This window comes from Salinicola endophyticus, assembly GCF_003206575.1.
GTDB classification, from domain to species: domain Bacteria; phylum Pseudomonadota; class Gammaproteobacteria; order Pseudomonadales; family Halomonadaceae; genus Salinicola; species Salinicola endophyticus.
On record NZ_PZJO01000002.1, the window covers coordinates 293,476 to 312,912 of the forward strand.

A 19,437-nucleotide genomic window follows, 5' to 3' on the forward strand; every position below is an offset into this window, starting at 1 on the left:
GCGGCTGGCGTCAGCCGCCGTCATACCGCGGCCGGCACTCCGCTATGGAAGCGAAAGTGGGTGTCCGTGTCCTCGATCAGGGCACGCTCATGGGCGGCGAAGCAGGCAATCCGTTCCGCCACCGCCGGCGCGCCGGCATAGCGCTGGGCAAGCCCGATATAGTCCTCGAAATGGCGCCCTTCCGAGCGCACCAGCGAGCGATAGAACTTGGCCAACTGCGCGTCGAGCCGCGGGATCAGCCGCGCAAAGCGCTCGCACGAGCGTGCCTCGATGAAGGCGCCGACGATCAGGATGTCGATCAGTCGCTGCGGCTCGTCGCGCGCCACGTGACGCCGCAGCCCCTCGGCGTAGCGTGACGCCTGCAGATGGCTATAGTCGACCCCCCGCTCCTGCATGATCGCCACCACCTGCTCGAAATGCAGGAGCTCCTCCCGCGCCAGCTGCGACATCTTGGTCAGCAGCTCCGGGCGATCGACATAGCGGAACATCAGGCTCATGGCGGTGGAGGCCGCCTTCTTCTCGCACTGGGCATGGTCGATCAGCAGCAGTGCCGGATTGGCGAGCGCCGCCTCGATCCAGCTCTCGGGGGTCGCGCAGGGCAGGAACTCGAGCAGTTCCCGCGGCAGCGTGGCGTCGGTCTCGGTAGCGGTATAAGCGGTCATGGCGATGTCGTCCGTGGGCAATCTCGGGCGGCCTCATGTTAGGGAAAGCCTGCGCAAATGTCTCCACGTACACCGTCGTCGACGCGGCGAGCCCCGTCACGGGCCGGCGCGTCACCCGCCGAGCGGCGCCATGGCGGGGCTTGCGCGCCTCGCCTTAACATTGTCGACAGTTTCACGTAGACTGCGCAGCGCCCACCGCAGCCGGTCGTTTGCCGCCGCCCTCCCCACCGCTCCCGGCGGGGCCGTCGCGCGCTGCCACCGCCGCTCTCGCTGCGGGCTCTGACATTAGATGAGGGTTCAACCGTGCTCGAAGCTTACCGCCAACATGTCGAGGAGCGCGCCCAGGAAGGCGTGCCGCCGAAACCGTTGACCGCCGAAATGACCGTCCAACTGGTCGAGCTGCTCAAGCAGCCGCCCGCCGGTGAAGAGGCATTTCTCCTCGAACTGATCACCGATCGCGTACCGCCCGGTGTCGACGAGGCCGCCTACGTCAAGGCCGGCTTCCTCACCGCCATCGCCAAGGGCGAGGCGACCTCGCCGCTGATCGACAAGATCCACGCGGTCAAGCTGCTGGGCACCATGCAGGGCGGCTACAACATCGCCACCCTGGTCGAGCTGCTCGACGACAGCGAGCTGGCCCAGGAAGTGGGCGAGCAGCTCAAGCACACCCTGCTGATGTTCGACGCCTTCCACGATGTCGCCGAGCGGGCCAAGAACGGCAACGCCGTGGCCCAGGGCGTGCTCGAGTCGTGGGCCGAGGCCGAGTGGTTCCTGGCCAAGCCGGCGCTGGCCGACAAGATCAGCATCGCGGTGTTCAAGGTGCCCGGCGAGACCAACACCGACGACCTGTCACCGGCGCCGGACGCCTGGTCGCGCCCCGATATCCCGCTGCACGCCAACGCCATGCTCAAGAACCCGCGCGACGGCATCGAGCCGGAAGTGCCGGGCAGCAAGGGCCCGCTGGCACAGATCGAAGCGGTCAAGGCCAAGGGCTTCCCGGTCGCCTACGTGGGCGACGTGGTGGGCACCGGTTCCTCGCGCAAGTCGGCGACCAATTCGGTGCTGTGGTTCTTCGGTGACGACATCCCCCACGTCCCCAACAAGCGGGCCGGCGGGTTCTGCTTCGGCGGCAAGATCGCACCGATCTTCTTCAACACCATGGAAGACGCAGGCGCCCTGCCGATCGAGATGGATGTCGACAAGCTCGAGATGGGTGACGTCATCGACGTCTATCCGTACGAGGGCAAGGTGACACGCCACGACAGCGATGAGGTCATCTCCACCTTCACGCTCAAGACCCAGGTGATCCTCGACGAAGTGCGTGCCGGCGGCCGCATTCCGCTGATCATCGGCCGCGGCCTTACCGAGAAGGCGCGCGACGAGCTCGGCCTACCCGCCTCCGACGTGTTCCGCAAGCCGGAGCAGCCGGTCGATACCGGCAAGGGTTTCACCCTGGCCCAGAAGATGGTCGGCAAGGCGTGCAACCTCGAGGGCGTGCGTCCGGGCATGTACTGCGAGCCGAAGATGACCACGGTCGGCTCCCAGGACACCACCGGTCCGATGACCCGCGACGAGCTCAAGGATCTGGCGTGTCTCGGCTTCCAGGCCGATCTGGTGATGCAGTCCTTCTGCCACACCGCCGCCTATCCCAAGCCGGTCGACGTCGAGACCCACCACACCCTGCCGGACTTCATCCAGAACCGCGGCGGCGTGTCGCTGCGTCCGGGTGACGGCATCATCCACTCCTGGCTCAACCGCATGCTGCTGCCCGACACCGTGGGCACCGGCGGCGACTCCCACACCCGCTTCCCGCTGGGCGTGTCGTTCCCGGCGGGCTCCGGCCTGGTCGCCTTCGCCGCGGCCACCGGGGTGATGCCTCTGGACATGCCAGAGTCGGTGCTGGTGCGCTTCAAGGGCAAGCGTCAGCCGGGTATCACCCTGCGTGACCTGGTCCATGCGATCCCCTACTACGCGATCCAGCAGGGGCACCTGACGGTCGCCAAGTCGGGCAAGAAGAACATCTTCTCCGGGCGCATTCTGGAGATCGAAGGTCTCGAGGATCTCACCGCCGAGCAGGCCTTCGAACTCTCCGACGCCTCCGCCGAGCGTAGCGCCGCAGGCTGTACCATCACCCTCTCCGAGGAGAGCGTGACCGAGTACCTGACCTCCAATATCACCCTGCTCAAGTGGATGATCAGCGCCGGCTACGGCGACGCCCGCACCCTGGAGCGTCGTATTCAGGGCATGGAAGCATGGCTGGCAGATCCCAGCCTGATGCGCGCCGACGCCGACGCCGAGTACGCCGCGGTGATCGAGATCGACATGAGCGAGCTCGACCAGCCGGTGCTCTGCGCCCCCAACGACCCGGACGACGCGCGTCTGCTCTCCGAGGTTGCCGGCGAGAAGATCGACGAGGTCTTCATCGGCTCGTGCATGACCAACATCGGCCACTTCCGCGCCGCCGGCAAGCTGCTCGAGAAGCAGCCTGCGGGGAGCCTGAAGACGCGCCTGTGGCTTGCGCCGCCGACCAAGATGGACCAACATCAACTGACCGAGGAGGGCTACTACGGCATCTACGGCAAAGCCGGTGCCCGCATGGAGATGCCGGGTTGCTCGCTGTGCATGGGTAACCAGGCACGTGTGGCGCCGAAGTCGACCGTGGTTTCCACCTCGACCCGTAACTTCCCCAACCGTCTCGGTGACGGCGCCGATGTCTATCTGGCATCGGCAGAGCTCGCGGCGATTGCCGCCGTCGAGGGCCGCCTGCCGACGGTCGAGGAGTACAAAGCGACCATGGGTGAGTTCGATGCGATGGCGGGCGAGATCTACCGCTATCTGAACTTCCATGAGATCGAGGACTTCCAGAAAGCGGCCGCTACCGTCATTCCGGTCGCCCAGGAAGCCTGATACGACTCTTCCGATGCTCGCAGCTTCATGAAGAGGCTACCGAAACGCCCCGCACCGCGCGGGGCGTTTTTTATGCGCAGTCGCCGCCGCCAAAGCGCAACCCCCGGTGCGTGATCAGGGCGTCAGCAGCCCTTCGATGCCGTGGCACCAGCGTGCCTGCCAGACGTGGGCAGCGGGTGCGGCGCGTTCGATCGCGCTGCGCTCCGCCGGTGTGGCGTAGACGAGGTAGTCGACCTCGAAGCGGTGGCACAGCGAGAACACCTCGCTGGGGTAATAGAGTCGCACGCCCTCGACCTCGGTGGCGTGCTGCCACGGCGCCTCGGTGACCATGGCGATCACCGCGTGAGTCGCGCTGAGGTCACGCAACCAGCCGTAGTGGCGTGACTCGCAACCACACAGCACGACACGCCGTGGGCGACGGCGGCCTGGCAGACGACCGGTGGCCAGGCATCGCAGCGTGTCGAGGGGGCGAAAGAAGTCGATGACGGCAGCGCCTCGTCGCGGGTGGATGACCGCCCCATTGTCACGCGCCCCCGCGCCGGCGACAAACCGGACGACGCAGGGCCGCACCGGGCTTGCGCCGGGACGGGTAGCAAATTAGAGTTTTTAGATAAAAGAACAGCGTTCATCAACGGGATGGAGATGGAAAACATGAAGATCAATACTTGGCTGGCACTCCCGCTGGCGCTGTCGCCGCTGCTGCTGGCGCCTGCCGCCCAGGCCGCCAACGCCGACGGCCTGTATGTCGGTATCGGCGGTGGCTACGGCAAGGTGACCAGTAGCGACAGCGATGTCGGCCACTTCACCGGTGCCAGCGGCGGCGGCTACCATGTGGACGACGACGACAGCGTCTACAAGGCGTTCGTGGGCTACGAGTACAACCCGTACTTTGCCACCGAGGCGTTCTACGCCGACCTGGGCAAACCCAACATCATCCGCGGCGGCAACGTGGTCGACCTCAAGACCCGCGCCTACGGCCTGAACCTGATCGGCAAATATCCGCTGCCCGCCGGCTTCGAGGTGTTCGCCAAGGCCGGTATGGCGAAGTGGAACGTCGATGCCCGGGGCGATCTAGGCACAGGCTCGAACCTCGACGACAACGACGGCATCGATCCGGTCTACGGCGCCGGTATCCAGTACCACTACCAGCATCTGCTGCTGCGTACCGAGTACGAGCGCTACGACTTCGACAGCGACTACAAGGTCGACGCCTACACCGCTTCGGTGGGCTGGCAGTTCTGACCCAGAGCCATTGCGCTACCGAGGCCGCCTGCGGGCGGCCTTGGCGTTTTCAGCGGATGACAATCCCTTTCGGACAGGGGAATCACCTGTGCGACTTGGGAACGCTGAATAAATCGCCGAACGAGATGAAGGGCAAGGCGCCCGGAGCGCAGACTCGCAGCAACGCGTAGAGAACGCCCGCAGGGCGGCCCGTCAGGGCAAGTTGCCGAAGGCAACGCGTCAAGCGAGACATAACATGGGGTTAGGCGAGCTTTCGACCGGGCTGGCGTCCCAGTACCGCGTAACGCAGCCATACGCTGGGGACGCCGAGTCCGTGCAGGCATTTATGCAGTGATTCCCTTGCGCCGATGACACTTTGAAGACAAGACTGACAGGGTCACAAGGAAGATGACCCCACACTGACCAGGACGTCGACGACCGCGACATGCTTGCCCCTCGCCCGCTGATCAAGGACATCACGCGCCAGATCGCCGTACACTGGCGCGCGCTCATCGCCTTTCATCTCTTTTTCACCCTGCTGGCCACTGCGCTCTGGGTGCCGCTCTCCGCAGGCACCCTGGCCGGACTGCTGAAGCGTATCGGTCAGCCGGTGCTCAGCAACGGCCAGATCGTCGATATCGCGCTCTCCGCCTGGGGCCTGTTATGGCTGCTGGCGGCCCTGGGCCTGAGCTTTCTGCTGATCTTCCTGCAGCAGGCGGGAATGATGCGCGTGGTCTCCAGCCGCCACGGCGGGCGCTATCGAGTCGCCATGGGCGCCCTCTGGCATGTGCTACGGCGCTTCCCGGCGCTGGCCGCGCTGGCCTTTCTCCAGGTCGGTGCGCATCTGCTGCTGGCGACCCCGTTCGCCCTCGGCGTGGCCCATCTCTATGCCTGGCTGCTGGGGGACACCGAGCCCTATGTACTGCTTCGCGTGCTGCCCGTGGCGCTGTGGCAGTTCCTCGCTCTGGCGCTGCCGCTGCTGCTGGTCTGGGCACTGCTCGCCGGTACGCTCTATCTGCGCTGGTTCCTCGCCCTGCCGGCACTGGTGCTGGAGGAGCTGGGGCCGATGGCGGCGCTCACCCGCAGCCGTCACTTGACCCGCCAGCGGCGCTGGCGCATGGCGCTGCTGGTGCTCGCCATGGCGCTATCGGTGGCAGTGATCCCGATCGCCTTCAGCCTGCTGTTCAACGCCCTCGGCGGACCGCTGCTGGGACACCTGCCCGAGCGTGCGAGCGTACTGATCCCCGCCATGCTCGCCTACCTGGCGCTCTATATCGTGGCCACCATCGCCCTCACCTTCCTCGGCGTCAGCGCCAACAGCCTGCTGGTCACCACCCTGTTCCAGCGCGCCAGCGGGCGCACGCCGGTACTCGACAGCGAACCCGCACCGCGCCGCTCGGGGGTGATCGCCTGGGGCGCGGAGATTCTGGTCCTGGCGTTCGCGCTGCTTCAGGCGGGATGGATTCTCCAGGGTTTCGAGATCAACGACACGGTCAGTATCACCGCCCATCGCGGCGCCTCGCATCAGGCCCCGGAGAACACCCTGGCAGCGCTGGAGGGGGCCATCGACGCCGGTGCCGACTACATGGAGCTGGACGTGCGCCTGAGCGGCGATGACCAGGTGATCGTCGCCCACGACGACAACCTGCGCCGACTCACCGGTATCGATCGCCGCTTGAGCGAGATGACCCTCGACGAGATTGCCCAGGTCGACGTCGGTGCCTGGTTCGGCGATGCCTTCATCGGCGAGCGCATCCCCACCTTTGCCGCGCTGCTGGCGCGCGCCCGCGGGCGTATCGATCTCTATGTCGAGCTCAAGCCGGCGCCGCGCAGCGCCGACGCCCTGGCCCGCCAGGTGATCGCCCAGCTCCGCGCCAGCGACATGGCCGATCACGTGGTGATCGCGTCGCTCTCGCCGTCGGTGGTAGCGCGGGTCAAGCAGCTGGCGCCGGACATCCGCACCACGCTGTTCCTGCAGTTCCTTCTGCCCGGGGCCCTGGCGGAGACCCCCGCCGACATCATCGGCCTGCGCCATACCCAGGCCAACCCCAGCCTGCTGCGGACGCTGCACGGCAGCGGCCGCGGCGTGGCAGTGTGGACGGTGAATAACCCCGGCGCCATGTCACGCTATATAGACATGGGGGTCGACAACATCATCACCGACCGCCCCGAAGCGCTCAGCGCTCTGCTCGCCGAGCGCCGCGACATGTCCGATGGCGAACTGCTGCTGGTCAAGCTGCGCAATTGGCTAAGATCTTGAAAAAGAAGATGCGTAAAAACACGCTCGTGAACGCCATGCGCGCATGAACGCAAAAAGCCGGTGCGATCTCTCGCACCGGCCTGGATGACGCCACCTCGCGCAGCGAGGTTTGGCCGACAATCAGCCGAGGGTTTCGCCGGCCAGCATGAACCAGGTCTCGAGCACCGCGTCCGGGTTGAGCGAGACCGAGTCGATGCCCTGCTCCATCAGCCACTTGGCCAGTTCGGGATGATCCGAGGGGCCCTGGCCGCAGATGCCGACGTACTTGCCCTGGGCCTTGCACGCCTGGATCGCCATCGACAGCAGCTTCTTCACCGCCGGGTCACGCTCGTCGAAGAGATGCGCAATGATGCCGGAGTCGCGGTCGAGCCCCAGGGTGAGCTGGGTCAGGTCGTTGGAACCGATCGAGAAGCCGTCGAAGTACTCGAGGAACTCGTCCGCCAGCAGCGCATTGGCCGGCAGCTCGCACATCATGATCACTTTAAGATGATTCTCGCCGCGCTTGAGACCGTTGGCCTCGAGCAGCTCGACCACCCCCTTGGCTTCGGCCGGGGTGCGCACGAACGGTACCATGATCTCGACGTTGTCCAGGCCCATCTCGTCACGTACTCGCTTGAGCGCCTGGCACTCCAGCTCGAAACAGGGGCGGAAGTCGTCGGAGAGATAGCGCGAGGCGCCGCGGAAGCCGAGCATCGGGTTCTCTTCGCCCGGCTCGTAGAGCTTGCCGCCGATCAGGTTTTCGTACTCGTTGGACTTGAAGTCCGACAGCCGCACGATCACCCGCTTGGGATAGAACGACGCTGCCAGCGTCGAGATGCCCTCGACCAGACGATCGACGTAGAAGCTGACCGGATCGGCATAGCCGGCGGTGCGCAGGTCGATGGTCTGCTTGAGATCGCTGGAGAGCTTGTCGTAATCCATCAACGCACGCGGGTGCACGCCGATCATGCGGTTGATGATGAACTCCAGCCGCGCCAGACCCACGCCCGCATTGGGCAGCCCGGCGAACGCGAAGGCGCGATCGGGGTTGCCCACGTTCATCATGATCTTGAACGGGATATCGGGCATGCTGTCGACGCTGGTGGCACGGCACTCGAACTCGAGCTTGCCGTTGTAGACGTGGCCCGTGTCGCCCTCGGCGCAGGAGACGGTGACCTCGAGCCCATCTTCGAGCAGCGCGGTGGCATCACCGCAACCCACCACTGCGGGGATTCCCAGCTCGCGGGCAATGATCGCCGCGTGGCAGGTGCGTCCGCCACGGTTGGTGACGATCGCCGAGGCGCGCTTCATGATCGGTTCCCAGTCGGGATCGGTCATGTCGGTCACCAGTACGTCGCCGTTCTGTACCTTGTGCATCTCTTCGGGTGACGCCACCAGCCGGACCTTGCCCTGGCCGATGCGCTGGCCGATGGCGCGGCCGTCGACCAGCACGCGCCCCTTCTCCTTGAGAGTGAAGCGCTCGAGGGTGCCGGCATCCTGGTTGGAGACCACGGTCTCGGGCCGCGCCTGGACGATATAGAGCCTGCCGTCGTCGCCGTCCCGGGCCCACTCGATGTCCATCGGACGGCCGTAGTGCTGCTCGATGGTCACGGCCTGGCGCGCCAGCGCCATCACATCGTCGTCGGAGAGACAGAAGCGCTGACGGTCGGCATGGGCGACATCGACCGTCTTGACCGAGCGGCCGGCGGCGGCGTCATCGGTGTAGACCATCTTGATCCGCTTGGAGCCCAGGGTACGCCGCAGCACCGCCGGCCGACCGGCCGCCAGGGTCGGTTTGTGCACGTAGAATTCGTCGGGGTTGACCGCCCCCTGCACCACGGTCTCGCCCAGCCCCCAGGCGCCGGTCACGAAGACCGCATCGCGGTAGCCGGACTCGGTGTCCAGCGTGAACATCACGCCGCTGGCTGCCGTCTCGGAGCGCACCATCTTCTGTACCCCGGCGGAGAGCGCCACGTTCTCGTGGGCGTAACCGCGGTGCACGCGATAGGAGATGGCACGGTCGTTGAACAGAGAGGCGAACACCTCGTGCACCGCGCGCTTGACGTTGTCGAAGCCGTCGATGTTGAGGAAGGTCTCCTGCTGACCGGCGAAGGAGGCATCGGGCAGATCCTCCGCGGTCGCCGAGGAGCGCACCGCCACCTTGAGCTGCGGGTAGCGCGCCTGCAGGGTCTGGTAGGCATCCGCCAGCGCTGCCTCGAAGGCCGGCGGCAGCGGCGTGTCGATCATCCAGCCGCGAATCTTCTCGCCGACCTTGGCCAGCGTCTCGGTGTCGTCGACGTCCAGCGTGGCGAGCTCGGCATTGATGCGGTCGTTGAGCCCTTCGTGCTTGAGGAATTCGCGGTAGGCGTGTGCGGTGGTGGCAAAGCCGCCCGGCACGGTGACACCGGCGTCGGCCAGATTCGAAATCATCTCGCCGAGGGAGGCGTTCTTGCCGCCCACCCGCTCGACATCGCCCATACCCAACTGATCGAAAGTGATGATGAAGGGTTCCAAGATCCTCTCCTGCTCGTTTCGGCTGACGTTGCGGCACGTCCTCTGCGCCTCGATGGAGCCAGAAGCTAACAGCCGTTCCCGCGCTTAGCCAGCAGTTTAAGGGCGTAGGGTTTGGAGTATTTCTACAAGAATCCGGCCTTTTCCCCGGTTCTTGTAGTCAGCCGACGAATTCGCCCTGGAACCGACACAAGTGGTTGCCCGGACAGGAAATCCGGGTCGACAATGGGCCATCGACGCCGAGGACCGCCCACCATGACACGCACCGCCTTCTTCATCTCGGATGGCACCGGGATCACCGCCGAGACCCTGGGACGCAGCCTGCTCTCGCAGTTCGAGAACACCGACTTCCACCTGGTCACCAAGCCCTATATCGACACCCTGGACAAGGCGCGCTCGCTGGTCGGCATGATCGAGGCCACCGCCGAGCGCGACGGCGCGCGCCCGATCGTCATCGACACGATCGTCGACCAATCGGTCCGTGCGATCGTCGCCGAGGCGCCAGCGTTCATGGTCGACATCTTCTCGACCTTCCTCGCGCCGCTGGAGGAGGAGCTGGCGACCCACTCCACCTACACCGTCGGCCGCGCCCACGCCATGGGGCGTGACGATGTCTACATGCACCGCATCGACGCGGTGAATTTCGCCCTCGACAACGATGACGGAGCGCGCACCCATCAGTACGAGGAGGCGGACATCATCCTGGTCGGCGTGTCACGCTGCGGCAAGACGCCCACCTCGCTCTATCTGGCGCTGCAGTTCGGCATCCGCGCTGCCAACTACCCGCTGACCGAGGACGATCTCGACGAGAACGGCATCCTCGCCCTGCCGGCATCGCTGGCCAAGCATCGCCACAAGCTGTTCGGGTTGACCATCGATGTCAGACGTCTGGCCGCGATCCGTACCGAACGCCGCCCCAACAGCCGCTACTGTTCAATGGATCAGTGCATGCAGGAGATCGAGCAGGCCGAAGCGCTCTACCGGCGCCAGAACATCCCGTTCATCGATACCACACGCTTCTCGATCGAAGAGATCTCCACGCGCATGATGAACGAGACGGGTCTGCAGCGACGCTTCAGCCCGCGCTAGAGAGTACGGCGACAGCGGTCTACGCTAGACAAAAGTGGCAGCAGTGGGCCGCGATGGGCAGAAGCGGCGGTAGCGGGCCGCCATGGACAGAGGCGGCAGCGGGCCGCAGCGCATGAGTTCGCTTCGAGCAGCGGTGCCTGACCGATCGACATGGGCGCGTTGGCCGTTGCCGATATCATTGACCGCCACCGGCCTTTAAAAATCCTCGACGAGCCCCATCTCATTAGCACGCAAACAGCCACTCCTTCTTATTAACCCCACCCATACCGACCGGTATGTGGGAAAGCCATCAGGCGACTGTAAGAGGAACTCACCGTGCCGCTATTACGTTTTGATGTGATCAAAGGACGCGACGAAAAAGCGCTCAAGGCCTTGCTGGATACCGCCCATGAGGCAATGCTGGAAGCCTTCGAGGTGCCGGCAACCGACCGCTATCAGATCGTGCACCAGCACGAGCCCAATGAACTGGTCGTCGAGGACACTGGCCTCGGGTTCAGTCGAAGTGACAACCTGGTGATGATCAGCATCGTCAGCAAAGCCAGGACACAGCCCCAGAAAGAGCGGCTCTACGCCCTGCTTGCCGAACGCCTGGAATCCCAGTGCGGTATTTCACCCCAGGACCTCATGGTCTCCATTACCGAGAATGGAGATGCTGACTGGAGCTTTGGCATGGGTGAAGCGCAATTCCTGACCGGCAAACTCTAAGTCTCCCCCTCATCATATCCCTCGATACGCTCTTCGCCCCAGGCTTTACCAGCGCGACGCGCCTGGCAGGGGCGCCGAAGAGAAGTGACCAGGCAAACAGAGGCAGCGCTACGCACCACGCTGCCTCTGTGTCGTTTACAGGTCCTTGGGCGCGAAGATACCGGGGGCGTTGCGCCAGTACCCCTTGTAATCCATGCCGAAGCCGAACACGTAGCGATCGACCACTTCCAGGCCACAATAGGTCGCCTTGAGGTCCGGCGAGGCCTTGCGATCATGCTGCTTGTCGACCAGCACTGCGGTGGAGAGACTCGCCGCACCTGCCTGACGACAGTAGTCGAGAATCGCCGCCAGGGTAGCGCCCTCGTCGAGAATGTCGTCGACGATCACCACATGGCGCCCAGCCATGGGAATCTCCGGCGACACCCGCCAGAACAGCTCTCCACCGCGGATCCCGCCGCGATAGCGGGTAGCATGGAGATAGTCGACCTCGAGCGGGAAGCCGAGACGGGGCAGCAGATGCCCGGTGGTGATCAGGCCGCCATTCATCACGCAGTAGAACACCGGGAGCTTGTCACCAAGATCATGGGTGATCGCTGCAGCCATCTGGTCGAGAGCCTGCTCTACCTGGGCCTGGTCGATCAGACAGTCGGCGTTGTCCATGACCTCCTGCATCGAATTGAGCGCGTCGGGGAGCGTAGATTGGGTCATCGTATTCCGTATCAATAGCAGCGGGCGGCCACCGGCAGCGCCGGCGCCGCCTCTGGACAGAGGGCGGATCACTCCGCCTCGTTGAGGGCTTCCAGACGGGCATGGGTGCGCCGCCAGCGCGAGATCACCGCCAGCGACTCGAGGCTCGGCCTGGCGCGGGCGTAACGCAGCTTGGCGATCCGCGGCGCCTGGCGTCCGCTGCAGGCATCCACCACTTCCCGCGCTGCCGCGGGATCGTTGCAGATCACCGCCATGTCACAGCCGGCGGCCCAGGCCGCCTCAGCGCGTGCCGCCGGGGTACCGGCAGCGTGGGCGGCGGCCATGGTCAGGTCATCGGAGAAGATCGCCCCCTTGAACCCGAGCTCTTCGCGCAGCAACCCCAGCCAGCTGGGCGAGAAGCCCGCGGGGCGCTCGTCGAAGGCGGGAAAGATCACATGGGCCGGCATCACCGCATCGAGCTTGCCTGCCAGCCGCGCAAAAGGCACCAGATCGTGCGCGCGCAGCGCCTCCAGCGAGCGCGAATCCCGGGCCACGGCGTGGTGCGAATCCTGACGCGCCCCGCCATGCCCGGGAAAGTGCTTGCCGATGGCGACCATGCCAGCGTCATGCAGACCATCGATGAAGGCGCCGGCCAGCGCCGCGACCACCTCCGGGTCGGGGGAGAAACTGCGCGAGCCGATCGCCGGCGACTGGTCATCGTCGAGGTCGAGCACCGGGGCGAAGGTCAGGTCGAAACCGCACGCTGCCATCTCCATGCCCAGCAGCCAGCCGGTATCCAGCGCCAGGGCCAGAGCCGCCTCCGGCGCCTCGGCGAACTGTCGCCCCAGGGTCGCCATCGGCGGCAGCCGGGTCACGCCCTGCTTGAGCCGCTGCACGCGACCGCCCTCCTGGTCGACGGCGACCAGAATGTCCGGTCGGCAGGCGCGAATCTCGCCGATCAGCGCCTGGGTGGTCCCCGCATCCGGGGTATTGCGCGCAAACAGAATGACGCCCCCGACCTCGGGGCGCGACAGCAGCCGCCGCTCTTCCTCGCGCAGTCGAGTGCCCTCGACGTCCAGCATTACCGGACCCAGCGGTTGTGTCATAGCCGTTACCTGAAACCGTGAAGCGCCCGATTCTAGACGACCCGTCGGCGTCATGACAGAGGGCGCTGCCGCTACCGTGTCAGGTCGCTGCTGGCTCAGGCGACTCCAGCGGTGCCAGCATGCCCGCCGCCACCACCGGCTTGAGCCGCCGGATCAGATCGCGCACGGTGACATGCTCGTGGTACTCGTTGTCGGCGATATCGCGCAGCGCATCCAACCCAGAGAGCGTGAACACCACGGTTCCAAGCATGAAGTGGAGGCGCCAGAAGCGCTCCGCCTCCGGCAGCTCCGGCGTGGCCAGCCGCAAGCAGGCGACGAAGCGGTGGAAGGTTTCGCCGTAGTGCGCCTGAATATAGCGCCGCAGATGCCCCTGGGCCTGGGTATAGGCCAGCCCAAGAAGCTTCATGAAGATCTTGAGACTGTGGCGCTCCGCCGGCACCTCGAGCACGCTTTCGGCGAGGCGTTCGAGCAGCACCTCGAGGGGAATGGTCTGCCCGCCATAGTGGCGTTCGAGCCCGTCGAGCGCGTGATTGAGACGCTCGGCGAAGGGGTCGAGGTAACGCGCGAAGACCGCCTGGATCAGTGCCTTCTTGGAGCCGAAATGGTAGTTGACCGCCGCCAGATTGACCTTGGCCCGGGTAGTGATGTTGCGCAGCGACGTTTCGGCGAACCCCTTCTCGGCGAACAGCACCTCGGCGGTGTCGAGAATGCGGGTCACGGTGTCGGATTGGGCCATGGACTACCTCTTTCCTGTCGACATCGGGGGCTGCTCGCTGACACCGAAGCTGCCGGCCGACGCCTGTCGAATCAGCTGAAAAACGCCTGTTTAAAACGCTTTTGAATCTAACCACTCCCGGCGCGGCGGCACAATCGCGGCAAACGTCGAAGGCACCCTGCCGCTCTCTTTTCCTTGCCCACCCTTTTCCCTTTGTCTACCCCTTTCCCTGCCCAGCAGGACTGGATACAATTCCAGACTGTATACATGACCAAGCCCTGACAGGCCCCGGGGAGACGCCCAATGTCGAGACCGCTCACCGCCCGGCAGCAGAACGTCTACGATTTCATCGTCAAGACGATGACCGAGTTCGGCTATCCACCCACCCGCGCCGAGATCGCCAAGGCGCTGGGATTCCGCTCCCCCAACGCCGCCGAGGAGCACCTGCGCGCGCTCGATCGCAAGGGCGTGATCCGCATGATTCCGGGGACCTCCCGCGGGATCCGCCTGCCCGCTGCGGCCGGCGCACCCGAGCCCGTCGAAGCCGTCGAGACGGGGCTGCCGATCGTGGGTAACGTCGCCGCCGGCAGCCCGATCCTCGCCGCCGAGCACATCGACCGCTACTGCCCGCTGCCGGCCGACTACTTCGCCCCCAGGGCCGACTACCTGCTGCGCGTACGCGGGCTGTCGATGAAGGACATCGGCATTCTCGATGGTGACCTGCTCGCCGTGCACCGTACCCAGGAGGTGCGCGACGGTCAGATCGTGGTCGCCCGACTCGACGACGAAGTCACGGTCAAGCGCTTCCAGCGGCACGGGCGCCGCGTCACCCTGCTGGCGGAGAACCCCGACTTCGCCCCCATCGAGGTCGACCTGGAGCATCAGCAGCTGGATATCGAGGGCCTCGGCGTCGGGATCATCCGCGGCGGCAATGGCCTGGGCCTGCAGTAGACGCCAACGGCCATGCGCAAGATCCTCCACGCGGACTGCGACTGCTTCTACGCCGCGGTGGAAATGCGCGACAACCCCGGGCTGCGCGACCTGCCGCTGGCGATCGGCGGCAGTGCCGACAAGCGCGGAGTCATCGCCACCTGCAACTACCCGGCCCGGCGCTATGGCATCCACTCGGCGATGCCCACCGCGCGCGCCCTGCGGCTATGCCCCGAGCTCAAGCTGCTGGCGCCGGACTTCGACCGCTACCGCCGCGTCTCGCATGACATCCAGGCGGTCTTCCACGAGCTGACCCCGCTGGTGGAACCGCTCTCCCTCGACGAAGCCTATCTCGACGTCAGTGAGGTCACCCGCTTCCAGGGCAGCGCGACCTGGATGGCGCACTGGCTCAAGCAGGAGGTGCTCGCGCGTACGGGCATCGTGGTCTCGGTGGGCGTGGCGCCCAACAAGTTTCTGGCCAAGATCGCCAGTGACTGGGACAAGCCGGATGGCCTGTTCGTGATTCCACCCACGCAGATGGCGAGCTTCATCGAGGGGCTGGCGGTCAACAAGCTGCACGGGGTCGGCCCCGCCACCGCGGCCAAGCTGGAGGGGCTGGGTATCGCTACCTGCGCCGAGCTGCGCGCACGGCCGCTGGAGCAGCTGATCGATGCCTTCGGCAAGTTCGGCCAGCGCCTGCACGAGCTGGCCCACGGCATCGATGACCGTCCGGTCAACGTCACCCGCGAACGCAAGTCGGTCAGCGTCGAGACCACCTACGACAGCGATCTGCCGGATCTCGCCCAGTGCCACCAGGCACTGGCACCGCTGATCGCCCGGCTCGACGAGCGCCTGGCCCGCCACGGCAACCCCGATATCGGCAAGCAGTTCGTCAAGGTGCGCTTCCACGACTTCACCAGCACCACCCAGGAGACCGGCGCCCGGGGCGTGATCCATGCACGCTTCCACGAACTGCTGGAGAGCGCCTGGCAGCGCGGCGGCCGCCCGGTGCGTCTGCTCGGGGTCGGCGTGCGCCTGGCCCCGGAGGCCGAGCATCGCCAGCTCAGCCTGTTCGACGGCGAGCAGCCGACCTGACGCCGCAGGCGAGAGGCCGACCACACCGGGGCAGAACTCAGGAGAAGACGACGGTCTTGTTGCCGTGGATCAGCACGCGGTCCTGCAGATGCCAGCGCAGGCCACGTGCGAGCACCGCCTTCTCCACGTCGCGCCCCAGCCGGACCAGGTCCTGGGGCGTATGGCAGTGCGACACCCGCTGGATGTCCTGCTCGATGATCGGCCCCGCGTCCAGCTCCTGAGTGACGTAGTGGCAGGTCGCACCGATCAGCTTGACCCCACGCTCGAACGCCTGGTGATAGGGCTTGGCACCGGCGAAGGAGGGCAAAAAGCTGTGGTGGATATTGATGATGCGACCGGCATAGCGCTCGCACAGCGCCGGCGGAAGGATCTGCATGTAGCGCGCCAGCACCACACTGTCGGCGTCAGCCGCAGCGATCAGCCGTTCGACCTCGGCGAATGCCGGCGCCTTGTCGGCGGGGTCGACGCTCACCCGATGGAAGGTGATGCCGTGCCACTCGACGAGCGCGCGCAGATCGTCGTGGTTGGAGATCACGCAGGGGATATCGCAATCGAGCTCCCCCGCCGACCAGCGGTAGAGCAGGTCGACCAGGCAGTGCGACTCGCGCGATACCATCAGCACCACCCGCTGACGCCGGCGGGCATCGCTGAGTCGCCAATCCATCGCGAACTCGCGGGCGATGCTCTCGAACTCGGCACGGAAGGCCGCGGCGCCGAGCGCCTCCGACTGAATGTCGTAGCGCATGAAAAAGCGCCCGTTATCCAGATCGGAATGCTGGTTGGCCTCGATGATGGAACCACCCTGGGCGGCGATGAAGCCCGAGACCCGGGACACGATCCCGACCCGATCGGGGCAGGAGACGATCAAACGATAATTGTGCGGCATAACTCACGCTGACAGGGTCGAAGAAACGAAAAGTCGCCGCGCAACTGCGGGCGCGACGACGCAACCTGCCTCGGCAGCGGCGGGACAATGCCCGCCGCGATCGGGGCTGCGGCATTGTACCCGATTCGCCGTGGCTGCGGCGCTCGCCTCGCCGGGCTCAGATCCCGGTTTGAGCGGGTCGAGAACGATGCCTTATAGTGAGTCGAGACTTTTCCCGTTAAGGAAGCCGATGTTTCGTCCGCGCGTGCACATTCGCCCCCGTACCTATCCGCCTCTGCTGTTTCATCCGTTGGGCGGTTGCGGTGAAATCGGCATGAACCTTTCGCTCTATGGCTACGACGATCACTGGATCGCGGTCGACTGCGGCATGATGATCCGCCAGGATCTACCCGACTCACCGCTGCAGATTCCCGACGTGGCCCATCTGGCCGCGGAGGGCATGATCCCCGAGGCGGTCTTCATCACCCATGGCCATGAAGACCATATCGGCGCCCTGGCCTGGATCTGGCCCCACTGGGGCTGTCCGGTCTATGCCACGCCGCTGGCGATCGAGATGCTGCGCGCCAAGTTCCTGGAACGCGGTCTGCGCACCGATGCGCTGTGCCCGGTGACGCCCGCCAGCAGCATCGAACAGACGCCCTTCACGGTCAGCTTCGTGGCGGTCACCCACTCCATTCCCGAGAGCTGCGCGCTGGCGATCGAGACGCCGGGGGCACGCGTGCTGCACACCGGCGACTGGAAGCTCGATCCGGCCCCGCTGATCGGTCCGCCGATCGACTCGCGCCCCTTCGAGCGCCTGGCGCCGGTGGACCTGGTGGTGGCCGACTCGACCAATGCCGACGTCGAGGGCCACTCGCGCAGCGAGTCGGAAGCCGGCGCCGCCCTCGAGGCGGTGATCCGCGAGTGCCGAGGACGGGTCGCGGTCAGTTGCTTTGCCAGCAATCTCGCGCGCATCCAGTCGCTGGGGCAGATCGCCGCGCGCTGTGGGCGTCGCGTGGCACTGCTGGGACGCTCGATGGAGCGCATGGTCGCCATCGCCCAGCAGCTCGGCTATCTCGAGGACTTTCCGCCCCCGGTACCAGCCTACGATCTCGGCTATCTGCCGCCCGAAGAAATCCTGATCATCGCCACCGGCAGCCAGGGGGAGCCGCGCTCGGCGCTGTCGCGACTCGCCCAGGGGCGCCACCCGTTGCTGGACCTGGAAGCGGGCGATCACGTCATCTTCTCGGCGCGCGCCATCCCCGGCAACGAGCGCCCTATCGAACGCCTCAAGAACGGCTTCAAACGCCTCGACGTTCACATCCACGACGAGCACTCCGACCCGGCACTGCACGCCTCCGGGCATCCCGCACGGGCCGAGCTGCGCCAGCTCTACGGCTGGCTCAAGCCACGACTGCTGCTGCCGGTGCACGGTGAGCTGACCCATCAGGAAGCCCACCGCGAGCTTGCCGAAACGCTCGGCATCGCAGTGCCCGAGCGGGTCGTGAACGGCGACCTGCTGGCGCTGGAGAACGGCACACTCAGCCCGCGCCGCCATTTCCATCTGCAGCCGACGCTGCTTTCGCCACGCACCCGCGCCGGCCGCCCCGGCGCAGCCACCACCCCTCGCCGCGCCGCCAGCTCGCTGTCGATCGCACTCACGCTGCTGCCGACCGAAACCGGCTGGACGCGTATCGGCAGACTGCTGTGGGATAGCGAGAGCGCGCTCGATCTGGACGAGGAGGCCTTGGCAGACTGGCTCGACCAGCGCATCGACGCCACCCCGGCGGAGTCCCTACTGCAGTTGCGTCAGCAGCTGTTCGCGCCGCTCAACGAGTGGCTGCAGGCACACCTGGCCAAGTTGCCGGAGCTGCATCTACAGCTGATGCCCGCCGACCCGCAGCCAGAACATGAAGTGCGCTCGGCCTCCGGCTGAGCGCTGACCCCGTTTGCGCGCCCCCACCGTCGCGCCGAGGCGAAACGCAGCCATGAAAAAACGCGCCGAGCAAAGCTCGGCGCGTTTCGAATCGACGGCAGTGACGGCTCAAAAGCCGATGACTCCCGCACATAACCGTTCAACGTCGTGATGTCGGCTGGCGAGGTTCCGCCGGGCTCGACGCCGCAGTGTGTTTCAGGAATCGCGGCACCGCTTACCGCTTACCGCACCCTGACGACATCAATCCCAAAGAATTTGCGACTCACCACCACCAACAGCTATCAGACGCTATCCCGCACCCGCCAACATCAACTCCCATCTACCCATCCCAGCACTCAGACTTTGCTGGCATTCTTGGGCGGACGTCCCCGGCGCTTGCGCGGCTGTTCGCCCACCAGGTCGTCCATCGACAGCCCGGCATCGTTCATCGCTTCACGAATCTCGGCGAGCTTGCGCTGCTTGTCGGCCTCTTCTTGCTGACGCTGGTGATCTTCATGCTGTTTCTGCTCGATCACCTCATTGATCACTTCGGACAACTTGTGCAGTTGCTCCATGCTCAGCTGACGAGCAGCAGCGCGCGCCACGTTTTTATTGCGCGCGATACGTTCCAAAGATTCCGTGGACATCGTCCCTCCTTACCATGCGCATTGCCGGCTTTGCGCCGAATCATTTCCAGAAAGTATATTCCCGAGGCATAGTTTGGCAAGGATTTAAATCAAAAAAAGGCCGGCACAAAGTGCAGACCTTTTAATAATCGCTGAAGCCTTTG

The 19,437-nt window shown here is 65.5% G+C and carries 16 protein-coding genes; 8 read left to right on the top strand and 8 right to left on the bottom strand.

Annotation, left to right across the window (positions count from 1 at the left end; translation table 11 throughout):
- Positions 1–20: 20 nt before the first annotated feature.
- Positions 21–662, bottom strand: coding sequence for a tRNA-(ms[2]io[6]A)-hydroxylase (gene miaE, locus DOM66_RS04000; RefSeq protein ID WP_110689607.1), 642 nt, complete (start codon positions 660–662; stop codon positions 21–23).
- Between the two features lie 303 nt (positions 663–965).
- On the opposite strand from miaE, the gene acnB reads away from it, so the two are divergent.
- Positions 966–3,569: a bifunctional aconitate hydratase 2/2-methylisocitrate dehydratase gene (gene acnB / locus DOM66_RS04005; protein ID WP_110689314.1), complete on the top strand. Its 2,604-nt coding sequence runs from the start codon at positions 966–968 to the stop codon at positions 3,567–3,569.
- Between the two features lie 114 nt (positions 3,570–3,683).
- Here the strand turns inward: acnB and DOM66_RS04010 are convergent, their stop codons facing one another.
- On the bottom strand, positions 3,684–3,971 hold the full coding sequence (locus tag DOM66_RS04010; protein WP_157958877.1) for a hypothetical protein: 288 nt from the start codon (positions 3,969–3,971) through the stop codon (positions 3,684–3,686).
- Positions 3,972–4,220: 249 nt separating this feature from the next.
- On the opposite strand from DOM66_RS04010, the gene DOM66_RS04015 reads away from it, so the two are divergent.
- Together DOM66_RS04015 and DOM66_RS04020 are read left to right on the top strand one after the other, a co-directional pair.
- Positions 4,221–4,811, top strand: a complete 591-nt coding sequence (locus DOM66_RS04015) for an outer membrane beta-barrel protein (protein WP_110689608.1) — start codon at positions 4,221–4,223, stop codon at positions 4,809–4,811.
- Positions 4,812–5,235: 424 nt separating this feature from the next.
- Complete coding sequence (locus DOM66_RS04020) at positions 5,236–7,050, top strand: glycerophosphodiester phosphodiesterase (RefSeq protein ID WP_110677493.1); 1,815 nt, start codon at positions 5,236–5,238, stop codon at positions 7,048–7,050.
- Between the two features lie 120 nt (positions 7,051–7,170).
- On the opposite strand, the gene ppsA is transcribed toward DOM66_RS04020, so the two are convergent.
- On the bottom strand, positions 7,171–9,543 hold the full coding sequence (ppsA, locus tag DOM66_RS04025; protein WP_110689316.1) for a phosphoenolpyruvate synthase: 2,373 nt from the start codon (positions 9,541–9,543) through the stop codon (positions 7,171–7,173).
- A 252-nt stretch (positions 9,544–9,795) separates the two neighbouring features.
- Between ppsA and ppsR the strand changes: the two genes are divergently transcribed.
- Entirely contained in the window at positions 9,796–10,629 is an 834-nt protein-coding gene (gene ppsR, locus DOM66_RS04030; protein WP_110677489.1) for a posphoenolpyruvate synthetase regulatory kinase/phosphorylase PpsR, read from the top strand.
- Positions 10,630–10,944: 315 nt separating this feature from the next.
- Complete coding sequence (locus DOM66_RS04035) at positions 10,945–11,334, top strand: tautomerase family protein (RefSeq protein ID WP_110677487.1); 390 nt, start codon at positions 10,945–10,947, stop codon at positions 11,332–11,334.
- A 135-nt stretch (positions 11,335–11,469) separates the two neighbouring features.
- Here DOM66_RS04035 and DOM66_RS04040 read toward each other — a convergent pair whose 3' ends face one another.
- From DOM66_RS04040 to DOM66_RS04050, 3 genes are all read right to left on the bottom strand, one after another.
- Complete coding sequence (locus tag DOM66_RS04040) at positions 11,470–12,042, bottom strand: hypoxanthine-guanine phosphoribosyltransferase (RefSeq protein ID WP_110677485.1); 573 nt, start codon at positions 12,040–12,042, stop codon at positions 11,470–11,472.
- A gap of 68 nt (positions 12,043–12,110) precedes the next feature.
- Entirely contained in the window at positions 12,111–13,127 is a 1,017-nt protein-coding gene (gene nagZ, locus DOM66_RS04045; RefSeq protein WP_110677483.1) for a beta-N-acetylhexosaminidase, read from the bottom strand.
- A 79-nt stretch (positions 13,128–13,206) separates the two neighbouring features.
- The gene (locus DOM66_RS04050; RefSeq protein ID WP_110677481.1) at positions 13,207–13,863 is read right to left on the bottom strand and encodes a TetR/AcrR family transcriptional regulator; all 657 of its coding nucleotides are present in this window, start codon (positions 13,861–13,863) and stop codon (positions 13,207–13,209) included.
- Between the two features lie 282 nt (positions 13,864–14,145).
- Here DOM66_RS04050 and lexA point away from each other — a divergent pair, with 282 nt between their 5' ends.
- Together lexA and dinB are read left to right on the top strand one after the other, a co-directional pair.
- Positions 14,146–14,793 carry a transcriptional repressor LexA gene (gene lexA, locus DOM66_RS04055; RefSeq protein ID WP_110677479.1) on the top strand — a complete coding sequence of 216 codons (648 nt, stop codon included), beginning with the start codon at positions 14,146–14,148 and terminating at the stop codon, positions 14,791–14,793.
- Positions 14,794–14,805: 12 nt separating this feature from the next.
- Positions 14,806–15,867, top strand: a complete 1,062-nt coding sequence (gene dinB / locus DOM66_RS04060; protein WP_110689317.1) for a DNA polymerase IV — start codon at positions 14,806–14,808, stop codon at positions 15,865–15,867.
- Positions 15,868–15,904: 37 nt separating this feature from the next.
- On the opposite strand, the gene purU is transcribed toward dinB, so the two are convergent.
- Complete coding sequence (gene purU / locus DOM66_RS04065; protein WP_110689318.1) at positions 15,905–16,753, bottom strand: formyltetrahydrofolate deformylase; 849 nt, start codon at positions 16,751–16,753, stop codon at positions 15,905–15,907.
- Positions 16,754–17,066: 313 nt separating this feature from the next.
- Here purU and DOM66_RS04070 point away from each other — a divergent pair, with 313 nt between their 5' ends.
- Positions 17,067–18,668, top strand: coding sequence for a ribonuclease J (locus tag DOM66_RS04070; protein ID WP_110689609.1), 1,602 nt, complete (start codon positions 17,067–17,069; stop codon positions 18,666–18,668).
- Positions 18,669–19,003: 335 nt separating this feature from the next.
- On the opposite strand, the gene DOM66_RS04075 is transcribed toward DOM66_RS04070, so the two are convergent.
- Positions 19,004–19,294, bottom strand: coding sequence for an H-NS family histone-like protein (locus DOM66_RS04075; protein ID WP_110677473.1), 291 nt, complete (start codon positions 19,292–19,294; stop codon positions 19,004–19,006).
- Positions 19,295–19,437 lie beyond the last annotated feature (143 nt).

Bases quoted from the DNA above. Each gene is read 5' to 3' on its own strand.
- miaE (WP_110689607.1), bottom strand. From the start codon at position 662: ATGACCGCTTATACCGCTACCGAGACCGACGCCACGCTGCCGCGGGAA.
- DOM66_RS04015 (WP_110689608.1), top strand. From the start codon at position 4,221: ATGAAGATCAATACTTGGCTGGCACTCCCGCTGGCGCTGTCGCCGCTG.
- DOM66_RS04020 (WP_110677493.1), top strand. From the start codon at position 5,236: ATGCTTGCCCCTCGCCCGCTGATCAAGGACATCACGCGCCAGATCGCC.
- ppsR (WP_110677489.1), top strand. From the start codon at position 9,796: ATGACACGCACCGCCTTCTTCATCTCGGATGGCACCGGGATCACCGCC.
- DOM66_RS04040 (WP_110677485.1), bottom strand. From the start codon at position 12,042: ATGACCCAATCTACGCTCCCCGACGCGCTCAATTCGATGCAGGAGGTC.
- nagZ (WP_110677483.1), bottom strand. From the start codon at position 13,127: ATGACACAACCGCTGGGTCCGGTAATGCTGGACGTCGAGGGCACTCGA.
- DOM66_RS04050 (WP_110677481.1), bottom strand. From the start codon at position 13,863: ATGGCCCAATCCGACACCGTGACCCGCATTCTCGACACCGCCGAGGTG.
- lexA (WP_110677479.1), top strand. From the start codon at position 14,146: ATGTCGAGACCGCTCACCGCCCGGCAGCAGAACGTCTACGATTTCATC.
- dinB (WP_110689317.1), top strand. From the start codon at position 14,806: ATGCGCAAGATCCTCCACGCGGACTGCGACTGCTTCTACGCCGCGGTG.
- purU (WP_110689318.1), bottom strand. From the start codon at position 16,753: ATGCCGCACAATTATCGTTTGATCGTCTCCTGCCCCGATCGGGTCGGG.
- DOM66_RS04070 (WP_110689609.1), top strand. From the start codon at position 17,067: ATGAACCTTTCGCTCTATGGCTACGACGATCACTGGATCGCGGTCGAC.
- DOM66_RS04075 (WP_110677473.1), bottom strand. From the start codon at position 19,294: ATGTCCACGGAATCTTTGGAACGTATCGCGCGCAATAAAAACGTGGCG.